Raw genomic sequence first — 12,352 nt, forward strand, 5'->3', positions numbered from 1 at the left:
TCTTTTCGGCATAGCTTATGTTTAGTTAAATTGCCCGGTTCAAATTTTTAAATTATGCATATAGATTCAGATATTAAGCTGGGTTTTAAAGATGTGATGTTAAGACCTAAACGCTCCACACTTAGTTCCCGTTCCGAAGTTTCGCTGAACCGTAAGTTTAAATTCCTGCATGGCGGTAAAGATTGGGAAGGGATCCCAATCATGGCAGCCAATATGGATACGGTAGGAACCATGGAAATGGCTAAAGCACTTGCAACTCATAAAATGTTTACAACAATACATAAGCATTATACTGCTGCACAATGGAAAGCATTTATGAAAAATGATGGAAAGAAGATCGCTGAGCATATTGCCATAAGCACCGGCACCAGTGATGCAGATGCAAGGAAGTTGGGTACAATTTTAAAAGAGAATACAGCGTTACGATTTATTTGTATCGATGTAGCTAATGGTTATTCAGAGAAATTTGTATCGTTTGTTGCTGCGACAAGAAAAAAATATCCCGGCAAAGTAATTATTGCGGGCAATGTGGTTACGGGTGAAATGGTAGAAGAATTATTGCTGGCAGGTGCGGATATAATTAAAGTAGGAATTGGTCCGGGTTCAGTATGTACAACAAGGGTAAAAACTGGAGTAGGCTATCCGCAGTTATCTGCTATCATTGAATGTTCCGACGCCGCACACGGATTAGGCGGACAAATAATTTCTGATGGTGGTTGTAAAGTCCCCGGTGATGTAGTAAAAGCATTTGGCGGTGGCGCTGATTTTGTAATGCTTGGCGGTATGCTTGCAGGTCATGAAGAAAGTGGTGGAGAGCTTTTGGAAAAAGAAGATGGTACTAAGGTTAAACTTTTCTATGGCATGAGTTCTGAAACAGCCATGAATAAATATTCCGGTGGTGTAGCTGATTACCGTGCATCAGAAGGCAAGACAACAGAAATACCTTATCGTGGAAATGTATCTGATACCGTTCAGGATATTCTCGGTGGGCTTCGTTCTGCCTGCACGTATGTAGGTGCAAAGGTTTTAAAGGAACTTACAAAACGTACTACATTTATCCGTGTAGAGGAACAGCATAACGAATGGTTCTCGGAGTAAGATCAGGGCTGTTGAATTTTTTTAAAACTCGCCACTACACCACGGATCAATGATGAACTGAATCCCTGGTGTTCCATTTCATTTAATCCTGCGATGGTGCAACCTTTTGGGGTCGTTACTTTATCGATCTCCTGTTCAGGATGTGTATTCTTTTGTAGCAATAGATCCGCAGCGCCTTTTACTGTTTGTGCAGCGATCAATGTTGCCGTTGCTGCATCAAAACCAATTTCAATACCGCCTTGGATGTTTGCCCGGATATAACGCATTGCATATGCAGTGCCGCAAGCTCCTAACACAGTGGCGGCATCCATCAATTTTTCATCGATTATCACCGTTCTTCCCAATACATCAAACAATTGCTGCACATAACTGATCTGTGATGGACTTGCGCCATTATGTGCTATGCAGGTCATGCTTTGCTGAATAGCGATGGCAGTATTCGGCATAGCACGGATAATAGGAACAGGTTTGCCAATTGCTTTTTGCATTTCATCAATCCACACACCGGTGATGACAGATACAATAACATGCTTCTTTGGATCTAAAACAGGTTTTATTTCTTTAATAATATCTGCATAATTATAAGGCTTAACTGCAAGAATGATGATCTCACTATCTTTTACAGCTTTCTTGTTATTACTATGAACCATACAACCTCTTTCGGCAAAGCGGCTTAATACAGAAATATTCCTGCGGGTAATGCTTAGTTCAACAGGGCGGCTGAATTCACTCATGATCAAACCATCTGCTATCGATGCTCCAAGATTTCCGCCACCAATGATTGCAATTTTCTTTGACATAACTTTCGTTTAATAAAATAAAAATGCCACACGAAGAATTAACTTCTGTGGCAGGCAACAACTGTGTAAAAATAGGATGAATTATTGAAACAGTAGCACATCTTCATTTATTGGAGTAATAGCCCCCCTTTAGAGGCCTGCCTGCCGGTAGGCAGGGTTGGGGGCTCAGTAAATTTTTCCAGTGAGCAGGAAGTTATTTACGTATTCCTTTACTCCATCTTCAAGCGAATAAAACGAAGCATTGTATCCTGCGTTCTTCAACTTGTTCATATCAGCTTCAGTAAAGTACTGGTATTTATCACGGATATCAGCCGGTGTATCGATATACTCGATCAACGGTTCTTTTTCTAATGCTGAATAAATGGATCTGATCAGGTCATTAAACGTTCTTGCCTTTCCTGTGCCTAAATTATATAACCCATTTGCCGGTTGATTTTGCCCGTCCGTACCGTCACGGGCGGACATCAGCCAGAAACAGACAGCTACCACATCTTTTACATAAATAAAATCACGAAGTTGTTCACCATCTTTAAAACCTTCTTTATGTGATTTGAAAAGTTTTACTTTTCCTGACTTCGTTATCTGGTTATAGGCATGAAAAATAACACTGGCCATCCTTGCTTTGTGATATTCATTGGGCCCATAAACATTGAAAAATTTTAACCCATACCAATGTGGAGGCTCATGTTTTTCACTTTTCACTTTTGACTTTTCACCTTGCTTCAATGCCCACTTGTCGAACTCATTTTTTGAAACGCCATAAGGATTTAAGGGCTCAAGTTTATCCAGTATGTCATGGTCATCTTTGTATCCATGTTCACCACCACCATAAGTAGCAGCTGAAGATGCATAAACAAGAGGAATGTTTTTCTCTGTGCAGTAATTCCAGATTTGTTTTGAATATTCAACATTCAGTTCTTCATGAATTGAATAATCAAACTCTGTGGTATCGGTTCTGGCACCTAAATGAAAAATAAAATCAATTGATGGATTGTTTTTATTCAACCAGTCAAACAACTCAACTCTTTCAATTTTTACAGTAAACTTTTTTGAATGATAGTTAACTTTTTTTTCTGCTTCGCTGAAATCATCGACGATGATAAGATTTTCATATCCTTGCTCATTAAGATATCCAACCATATAGCTGCCTATAAAACCTGCAGCGCCAGTAACTATTATCTGTGAATCCTTATTCATTATATAGAGCTTAGTGCAGAGCCTGCTTCTTCTTTGCTTAAATAATTTTCGATCGCTGTATCATACTCTTCCTGCCACCAGTCAATTGTTCCCCAGAAATCTTCATCAACAAGCATTTCACCACTTGTAACCAGGCCTAATCTTTCATGAGGAAAATCGCTGACAAGCTTTTCAAACTTCTCAATTGATGAAGGACTTACTGTAACAACCACACGACTTTGAGCTTCGCCAAATAAACAGGCATCTTTTCTTATCCGTTCTTTTGTTTCAATAGCAAAACCTAATTCACGATTAAAGCCGGCTTCGCATAAAGTAACAAATAAACCGCCTTCACTTACATCATGTGCTGATTCAATTACTCCGGCTGATATTAGTTCAGTGATTTTTTTCTGCAAGTCAAACTCCTCTTCAAGATCAAAATGCGGGGCAGGTGAAAATTCAATTCCAACTATTTTGCTTAAGTATTGCGAGGAAGCAATATCATTATTAGCAGAGCCAATTAAATAAATAACATCACCTTCTGTTTTAAAATCCAATGTCATTTTATTTTCTACATTTTCCAGCAAACCTACCATCCCAATTGTCGGTGTTGGATAAACCGGTCCGCCTTCGGCGGATTGGTTGTAGAAACTTACATTACCACCGGTAACAGGGGTATCAAATTTGCGACATGCTTCTCCCATTCCTTTTATAGCATTTACAAACTGGTAATAAACTTCGGGATCATAGGGATTGCCAAAATTCAAACAGTTGGTTACACCCAATGGCTGACCACCACTGCAAACGATATTTCTTGCCGCTTCTGCTACTGCGATCATTGTTCCTTTATAAGGATCAGCAAAAACATAACGGCTGTTACAATCTGTAGTTATCGCTAAAGCCTTAGTTGTGCCTTTCACTAATACAACCGGCGCATCTGTTGGTGCATTGGTAGAAGTATTATTTGTTCCTACCATACTATCATATTGATTGTATACCCATCTTTTCGACGCAATAGAAGGAAGCCTGATAATTTTCTCAGCTATATCTTTCAGATCTTCCGGTTGAGGTATAGCGTCGGCATTAAATTTTTTTATTTCTTCAAAATATGTTGGCTCTTTGTATTCTCTATCATACTGTGGAGCACCGCCACCCAACACGAGGTCATGCGCAGGTAATGAAGCTTCCAATTCTCCATGCATATAAAAATTCAAAATGCCATCGTCAGTTACTTCACCAATTACTGAGCAAGGCAGGTCCCATTTATCAAAAACTTTTTTTACTTCATCTTCTCTTCCTTTTTGAGCAACGAGTAACATTCTTTCCTGGCTTTCACTTAATAACAGTTCCCATACTTTCATGTTCTTTTGTCTTGTAGGAACTTTATCCAGATCGATACGCATACCTACTTCACCTTTTGCACTCATCTCTGAAGTAGAACAAATAATTCCAGCTGCTCCCATATCCTGCATTCCAACTACAGCACCAGTTTGTATTACTTCTAAACATGCTTCCAGTAATTTCTTTTCCTGGAAAGGATCGCCAACTTGTACTGCAGGCAGATCCTGTGCACTATCTGCTGTAATATCAGCAGATGCAAATGAAGCACCGCCAATTCCATCTTTACCCGTAGCACTTCCTACAAACATTACCGGGTTACCAGTTCCCAGCGCTGTTGCTGAAACAGTTTCACCAGCTTTTACAATCCCAACACTCATCGCATTAACCAAGGGGTTGGTATGATAACATTCATCAAAATAAATTTCACCACCTACTGTAGGCACACCAAAACAATTTCCATAATGACCGATACCGTGCACAACACCAGATAAGAGATGTTGTGTTTTATCTTCTTCCAGTTTTCCAAAACGTAATGAGTTGAGAGAGGCAATTGGTCTTGCACCCATCGTGAAAATATCACGGTGAATTCCGCCAACACCTGTTGCTGCTCCCTGGAAAGGTTCAATAGCAGAAGGGTGATTATGTGATTCTATTTTAAATACAACACCAAGGCCATCGCCGATATCCATCAGCCCGGCATTTTCCTCACCTGCTTTTACCAGCATTCTTCCGCCCTCTCTTGGTAAAGTCTTTAGCCATTTAATTGAGTTTTTATAACTGCAATGCTCGCTCCACATGCCGCTGAATGCACAGAGTTCATTAAAGTTGGGTATACGTCCGAGTTTTTGTTTGATGAGTTCAAATTCGTCTTCTGTTAACCGTAACTGCTGCGCTGTTTTTACTGTTACTTCCATGTAAATAAGTATAAGGATTTTGAAGAAGCGCAAAACTACAACTCAGCTGTTTACCAATTAAAAATAACTTGTCAACTTTTTATGCTCAGGAAATGATATTTTGCAGAAAATTCTGATACCGTTTTGGAGTATATACTTTTTTTAGGATACCTCTTATTTTTCTCCTGGCTTGTCACCCGTGTTAAGTTTTTTACCAAAACCGGTTTTTCATCGCCACAGTTGATAATACTTTTTCTATTAAAGGTATTAGCAGGAATTTTTTATGGCTGGATCGGCCGTTACTATGGAAACCTGGCCCAGATGCAGGATACCTGGGCCTTTCATATGAGCAGCTTGCCAGAATATCAATTGCTGATCAGTGATCCGGGAACTTATTTTGCGAACATTTTTTATAATCCTTATGAGGGAGGGTTTATGAAATTTTTTACTTCGCAGGATTCTTACTGGAGTGATATAAAAGGTAATTTTTTCATTAAGATATTATCACTCTTCAACTTGTTCAGCTTTTGTCACTACTATGTGAACGTAATCATCTATTCTTTTTTATCACTTTTTGGCGCTGTTGCAGTATTCAGGGTAATGAACCATGCATTTCCGGGTAAACGCATTCAGATAGCCCTTGCTTCTTTTTTTATTCCCTCATTTCTTTATTGGTGTAGTGGCATTCACAAAGAAGGATTGATCTTCCTGGGCATCAGTATCATCGTTTATAATATCTATTTCGCTTCAGTAGAGAAAAAGTTTACAATAAAAAGAATACTCTGGATATTATTGGGGTTATTCCTGATGACAATTCTCAGGAATTTTTTGATAGTGATGGCAGTACCTGCGATCCTTGCATGGATATTATCCATAAAATGGCCAAAGCATACAATTGCCATTTATGGATTCATTTATTTGTTTTGTGTAATAGCTTTTTTTAATGTAAGAAAAATAAATCCTGAGCTTGATTTCCCGCAGGCGGTAGTAAACAAACAGCAGGAATTTTTAAAACTTGTTCCGGGTGGTTCCACTATTCCTATTAAAACGCTTGAGCCAACTGCTATTAGTTTTTTAACCAATACACCGCAGGCCATTACGCTTTCAGCTATACGGCCATATCCCAGCGATGTACGTCACCTGCTTTCCTTAGCTGCTGCATCTGAGATTAATCTGTTATTGATGCTTTTAATTCTATGTATTCTTTTTCATACTTCTCTGAAGCCCGGCAGGGGTTTCATTTTCTTTTGCGTTTTCTTTTCGGCATCGGTGTTACTCTCCATTGGTTTTAGTGTAAATAATCTGGGAGCCATTGTCCGTTACAGGAGCATTGTACTTCCTTTTCTCATTATTCCCGTTGTTGCAGGAATTGATTGGTCAAGACTTATAAAAGTCTTCGGTCCGAAAAGCCCAGAGTCGCTATAATTTTTGCTCATTTTCCATATATTTTAATTTTTTTTCCACAAATAACTGGTTTGAACATTTTTTTTTCTTGAATTATCAATTTTGAGCCTTAGTTTTGTCTTATAGCAACACATTAAAAATATTTTTAATTTAAAACTAAAAACATGGCTCTTATCAAACTTGAGTATATCTGGCTCGATGGATATAAACCAACCCAAAGTCTTCGTAGCAAGACAAAAGTCGAAAAAGATTTCAGTGGTAAACTTGAAGATTGTCCAGTGTGGTGTTTTGATGGTTCTTCTACGGAACAGGCTCCGGGAGGTTCATCTGACTGCTTGTTGAAACCAGTTTTTATTGCAAAAGATCCCCAGCGTAAAAACGCTTACCTGGTAATGTGTGAAGTTTTAAATCCAGATAGTACGCCACATGAATCAAATGGCCGTGCTACGATCGAAGATGATGATAATGATTTCTGGTTTGGATTTGAGCAGGAATATTTCCTTTGGAATCCAAAAACAAATAAACCTCTAGGTTTTCCTGAAGGTGGTTTCCCTGGTCCGCAAGGCCCATATTATTGTTCAGTTGGCGCAAGCAATGCATTTGGTCGTGATATAGTTGAAGAGCATCTTGATATTTGTATTGAAGCAGGATTGAATGTTGAAGGTATTAATGCTGAAGTAGCTGCCGGCCAATGGGAGTTCCAGATTTTTGCAAAAGGCGCTAAAGAAGCTGGCGACCAAATCTGGATTGCCCGTTACCTGCTGGAGAGAAATTGTGAGAAACATGGCATTGCTATCAACTGGCATTGCAAGCCGCTTGGCAACCTTGACTGGAATGGCAGCGGTATGCATGCTAATTTCTCCAATACATTGCTGAGAACATGCGGAAGAAAAGATATCTATGAAGCGGTATGCGAAGCTTTCAGACCATTTATTAAAGAGCATATCGAAGTTTATGGTGCCGACAATGATATGCGTTTAACTGGTAAGCATGAAACTGCAGCCATCCATGAATTTAAATATGGTGTTTCTGACCGTGGTGCTTCTATACGCATTCCGATCGGTACGGTGGAAAGAGGTTGGAAAGGCTGGTTAGAAGATCGTCGTCCAAACAGTGCTGCAGATCCATATAAAGTAGCTGCAAGGATAATCAAAACTGTAAAGACTGCTGATGTATCATCATTGACAGTAAAAGAGACAACAAAAAAAGCGGTCGCAGCATAAGGATTGATAACTAAGTTATCCACATAATTAAAATGGTTAATCTTTATTCTCAAGGGTTAACCATTTTTGCATTCATCAATAAAAAAAAATTACAAAATCATGTCACAACGATTTAATGCCCTAAACAAGATTACAAATTCTGCTGACAAACCGGAAGTTGAAAGCTCTTCAAGGATAACAGCCATATTCGGCGAGAATGTTTTTACAATTAAAACGGCCCGTGAATTTTTAAGCGATGATGCTTATAAGAGTTTACTATCATCTGTAAAGACCGGGCATAAGATCGACCGTTCAATGGCAAGCCAGATCGCAAGTGGGATGAAAGCATGGGCGGAGAAAAAAGGTGTGACACACTTTACACACTGGTTTCAACCACTCACAGGTACAACTGCTGAAAAACATGATTCATTTTTTACATTAAAAGGTGATGGCACTGCTATGGAAACTTTTGATGGAGATGCACTGATCCAACAGGAGCCAGATGCATCGTCTTTTCCAAGTGGTGGCTTGCGTGCTACTTTCGAAGCAAGAGGATATACTGCATGGGATCCTTCATCACCGATTTTTATTATGGAGATCGGTAATGGAAAAACACTTTGCATTCCAACAATATTTGTTTCTTATACCGGCGAATCACTTGACTATAAAGCTCCATTGCTTAAAGCTCTTGAGGCATTAAATAAATCCGCTGTTGATGTTTGTAATTATTTTGATAAGAATGTAAGCCGTGTTACAGCTACTTTAGGATGGGAGCAGGAATATTTTGTAATTGACGAAGGCATGCACAATGCAAGACCTGACCTGGTCTTATGTGGCAGAACTGTATTTGGTCATAGCCCTGCAAAAGGTCAGCAATTGGAAGATCATTATTTCGGTTCAATACCTGAAAGGATCTATGCATTCATGCGGGATTTTGAAACGGAATCTTATAAATTAGGAATTCCTCTTCGTACAAGACATAATGAAGTAGCACCAGCACAGTTTGAGTGTGCACCGATATTTGAAGAAGTAAGTGTGGCCGTGGATCATAATTCATTACTAATGGATATAATGGACAGGGTAGCACGCCGTCATAAACTGCGTGTACTGTTACATGAAAAACCATTTGCCGGCATCAACGGAAGTGGTAAACATAATAACTGGAGCATGGCAACTGATACAGGTGTAAATCTTCTGGCTCCCGGTAAAACGCCAAAGACCAACCTGATGTTCCTTACCTTTTTTGTAAACACTATTAAAGCTGTTCATGATTATTCAGATCTGATGAGAGCATCAATAGCATCAGCAGGAAATGATTTCCGGCTTGGGGCAAATGAAGCACCGCCAGCTATCATTTCTGTTTTCATTGGTCAATATCTTTCTAAAGTGTTGGGCGATGTAAAAGAAAGAGTGAGTAAGAAGATGGATGAAACAGATGAAAGCATGCTGAAGATCGATATTCATAAAAGCATTCCTGAACTGATGCTTGATAACACAGATCGTAACCGTACTTCACCATTTGCATTTACTGGAAATAAATTTGAATTCAGGGCTGTAGGTTCAACTGCTAACTGTGCAAATGCGATGACGGTATTGAATACAATCGTTGCTGAAACACTTAAGCAATTCAAAAAAGATGTAGATGCATTGATCGAAAAGGGAGATAAGAAAGAAATCGCCATTATGCATGTGATTCGCGAATACGTAGTGTCAAGTGAAAAAATACTTTTTGAAGGTGATGGCTATAGTGAAGCATGGCAACATGAAGCAGCGAAAAGAGGGTTACCAAATGTAAAAACTACACCTCTTGCATTGGATGCAATGCTTACAGATAAAGCAAAGAAAATATTCGAGAGCAATAATATCTACTCTCATCCTGAACTGGAAGCAAGACATGAAATAGAACTGGAGAAATACATTAAGAAAGTACAGATCGAAAGCCGCATTATGGGTGAGATCGCTTCTAGTCATATTCTTCCCTGTGCTATCCGGTATCAAAACCTGTTGGCAGGTAACATAAAAGGGCTCAAAGAATCAGGATTAAGCGACTCAGCATTTGCCAATCAGAAACAGATATTGGAGAAAATATCTGAGCATATCAATGCACTAAGTGATAATGTGGAGAAGATGATTGAAGCAAGAAAGGTTTGTAATATCATCAGTGATACAAGAGAGAAGGCAATTGCTTACTGCACACAAGTGAAGGAAGCTTATTTTGATACTGTTCGTTATCATGCAGATAAATTAGAATTGCTGACAGACGATAGAGAATGGTATTTGCCGAAATACAGAGAGATGCTTTTCCTTAGATAAATTTTTATAAGAGATACTTGAAAGCTGGTAAGTAAAACTTATCAGCTTTTTTATTTGGAGTTGGCTTTCATGCACAAAATAAACCGTTCTTCATATCAGTGAGTTTATTTGGAAACAAAAAAATGCCGGTTAATTTACCGGGATTTTTTTTATAAATAATTCAAATAGTTATTTCAAAGTAAACCCTTCCAAAAACTTAGTATTAAAATCACCGCTGCGGAAACGTTCGTCTTTCATCAACTGGAGATGAAAAGGAATAGTTGTTTTCACCCCTTCAATTATATATTCACTCAATGCACGGTACATTGTATCAATCGCTTCGCTTCTTGTACGGGCAACAGTGATCAGTTTACCGATCATTGAATCGTAATAAGGAGGAATAACATAACCTGCATACACATGACTATCTACACGAACACCATGACCACCGGGTTGATGTAATATTGTTATCTTACCAGGAGAGGGGCGGAAATCATTGTAAGGATCTTCAGCATTGATGCGACATTCAATAGAATGCATTTCAGGAATATAGTCAGCACCGCTGATACGTTCACCGGCAGCAATTTTTATCTGTTCTTTTATCAGATCAAAATTGATAACCTCTTCAGTTACGCAATGTTCTACCTGGATGCGGGTATTCATTTCCATGAAATAGAAATTGCGGTATTTGTCAACAAGAAACTCAACCGTACCAACACTTTCATAATTGATTGCACCTGCAGCTTTTTTGGCAGCATCACCCATTCTTGTTCTCAGTTCATCCGTCATAAAAGGTGAAGGGGATTCCTCAACCAGTTTCTGGTGACGGCGCTGGATGGAACAATCTCTTTCACTCAGGTGACAAACATTGCCATATTGATCACCTGCTATCTGTATTTCTATATGACGCGGTTCTTCAACAAATTTCTCCATGTACAGGCCGTCATTCTTAAATGCAGCGGCTGCTTCTGTTTTTGCAGAGTCGTATGCTTTTTCCAGTTCGCTTTCTTCCCACACCAATCGCATTCCCTTACCACCACCACCTGCAGTTGCTTTTATCATTACAGGGTAACCAATTTCTTTTGCCAATCCTTTTGCTTCATTAACACTTTGCAATAAGCCTTCACTTCCCGGCACTACCGGTACACCGGCCTTTATCATCGTGTCTTTAGCAGTTATTTTATCGCCCATGCCATTGATCATTTCCGGAGTAGGGCCGATAAATTTTATTCCATGATCAGCACATATCTGCGAGAACTTTGCATTCTCTGCTAAAAATCCATAACCGGGATGGATAGCATCAGCATTCGTTATTTCAACTGCAGCCATCAAGTGAGGGATGTTTAAATAAGAATCTGCACTTTGTGGTCTTCCGATACAAACTGCTTCGTCTGCAAATTTTACATGTAAGCTATCTCTATCGGCAGTGGAATAAACTGCAACGGTTTTAATGCCCATTTCACGACAGGTACGTATTACACGTAATGCAATTTCTCCGCGGTTAGCAATCAGTATTTTTTTGAACACGATTAATAATTAATAATGAGTGATTAATAATTCAAAGGGAGGAATTCTAAAAGAAAATGAATTAAGCTGGTTCAACAAGAAACAGCGGTTGATCGTATTCCACCGGTGAAGAATCTTCCACCAATATTTTTACAATTTTACCTTTTACTTCTGCTTCAATTTCATTGAACAATTTCATCGCTTCAATAATACACACTACCTGGCCGGGGGCAATGCTTGCACCCACTTCAACAAAGGATGGCTTATCAGGTGAAGAACGGCGATAAAATGTCCCGATCATTGGACTTTTGATAGTAATAGTATTTGAAGGTGGTTCTTCCGTTTTCGCCTTTTCGGCAGCAAGTGCTGATGCAATGACAGCAACAGGGGCTGCTGGTGCTGCAGCAACTGGTGCAGCTGAAACCGGTGCTGAGGACAAAACCTGTGTAATATGTTCTTCTTTTTGTTTTACAGTAACCCGGAAATCTTTCTGCTCAATAGTGACCTCACCAATATTTGATTTACTGACCATTTTGATCAGCTCCTGAATTTGTTTGAAATCCATGTTTTTCAATTTTGAGAATGAATTTAGTTACTAGAAAAGATGGCTTGGTTGAAAACGCGGCTAAGATAGGTAAAT

General features: G+C 39.1%; 9 protein-coding genes. 4 read left to right on the forward strand and 5 right to left on the reverse strand.

Annotation, left to right across the window (positions count from 1 at the left end; all coding sequences use genetic code 11):
- Positions 1-54: 54 nt before the first annotated feature.
- The gene (locus tag E6H07_17265) at positions 55-1,098 is read left to right on the forward strand and encodes a GMP reductase (GenBank protein ID TMI62013.1); all 1,044 of its coding nucleotides are present in this window, start codon (positions 55-57) and stop codon (positions 1,096-1,098) included.
- 2 nt (positions 1,099-1,100) lie between these two features.
- Here E6H07_17265 and proC read toward each other — a convergent pair whose 3' ends face one another.
- The 3 genes from proC to purL form a co-directional block, all read right to left on the reverse strand.
- Positions 1,101-1,898, reverse strand: a complete 798-nt coding sequence (gene proC / locus E6H07_17270) for a pyrroline-5-carboxylate reductase (GenBank protein TMI62014.1) — start codon at positions 1,896-1,898, stop codon at positions 1,101-1,103.
- 165 nt (positions 1,899-2,063) lie between these two features.
- Positions 2,064-3,095: an ADP-glyceromanno-heptose 6-epimerase gene (gene rfaD, locus E6H07_17275; GenBank protein ID TMI62015.1), complete on the reverse strand. Its 1,032-nt coding sequence runs from the start codon at positions 3,093-3,095 to the stop codon at positions 2,064-2,066.
- Positions 3,095-5,329, reverse strand: coding sequence for a phosphoribosylformylglycinamidine synthase subunit PurL (gene purL, locus E6H07_17280; protein ID TMI62016.1), 2,235 nt, complete (start codon positions 5,327-5,329; stop codon positions 3,095-3,097). The genes rfaD and purL overlap by 1 nt, the downstream gene beginning before the upstream one ends.
- 123 nt (positions 5,330-5,452) lie before the next feature.
- Here purL and E6H07_17285 point away from each other — a divergent pair, with 123 nt between their 5' ends.
- From E6H07_17285 to E6H07_17295, 3 genes are all read left to right on the forward strand, one after another.
- The gene (locus E6H07_17285; protein ID TMI62017.1) at positions 5,453-6,733 is read left to right on the forward strand and encodes a hypothetical protein; all 1,281 of its coding nucleotides are present in this window, start codon (positions 5,453-5,455) and stop codon (positions 6,731-6,733) included.
- Between the two features lie 143 nt (positions 6,734-6,876).
- A complete protein-coding gene (locus E6H07_17290; protein TMI62018.1) occupies positions 6,877-7,935 on the forward strand; it encodes a glutamine synthetase in 1,059 nt (352 codons plus the stop codon).
- Positions 7,936-8,034: 99 nt separating this feature from the next.
- Positions 8,035-10,227: a glutamine synthetase type III gene (locus E6H07_17295; protein TMI62019.1), complete on the forward strand. Its 2,193-nt coding sequence runs from the start codon at positions 8,035-8,037 to the stop codon at positions 10,225-10,227.
- Positions 10,228-10,395: 168 nt separating this feature from the next.
- Here E6H07_17295 and accC read toward each other — a convergent pair whose 3' ends face one another.
- Entirely contained in the window at positions 10,396-11,733 is a 1,338-nt protein-coding gene (gene accC, locus E6H07_17300) for an acetyl-CoA carboxylase biotin carboxylase subunit (GenBank protein TMI62020.1), read from the reverse strand.
- A gap of 61 nt (positions 11,734-11,794) precedes the next feature.
- Entirely contained in the window at positions 11,795-12,277 is a 483-nt protein-coding gene (gene accB, locus E6H07_17305; GenBank protein TMI62021.1) for an acetyl-CoA carboxylase biotin carboxyl carrier protein, read from the reverse strand.
- Positions 12,278-12,352: the final 75 nt, after the last annotated feature.

Source organism: Bacteroidota bacterium, from assembly GCA_005882315.1.
Classification (GTDB): domain Bacteria; phylum Bacteroidota; class Bacteroidia; order Chitinophagales; family Chitinophagaceae; genus VBAR01.

Bases quoted from the DNA above. Each gene is read 5' to 3' on its own strand.
- proC (TMI62014.1), bottom strand. From the start codon at position 1,898: ATGTCAAAGAAAATTGCAATCATTGGTGGCGGAAATCTTGGAGCATCG.
- E6H07_17265 (TMI62013.1), top strand. From the start codon at position 55: ATGCATATAGATTCAGATATTAAGCTGGGTTTTAAAGATGTGATGTTA.
- accB (TMI62021.1), bottom strand. From the start codon at position 12,277: ATGGATTTCAAACAAATTCAGGAGCTGATCAAAATGGTCAGTAAATCA.
- purL (TMI62016.1), bottom strand. From the start codon at position 5,329: ATGGAAGTAACAGTAAAAACAGCGCAGCAGTTACGGTTAACAGAAGAC.
- rfaD (TMI62015.1), bottom strand. From the start codon at position 3,095: ATGAATAAGGATTCACAGATAATAGTTACTGGCGCTGCAGGTTTTATA.
- E6H07_17295 (TMI62019.1), top strand. From the start codon at position 8,035: ATGTCACAACGATTTAATGCCCTAAACAAGATTACAAATTCTGCTGAC.
- E6H07_17290 (TMI62018.1), top strand. From the start codon at position 6,877: ATGGCTCTTATCAAACTTGAGTATATCTGGCTCGATGGATATAAACCA.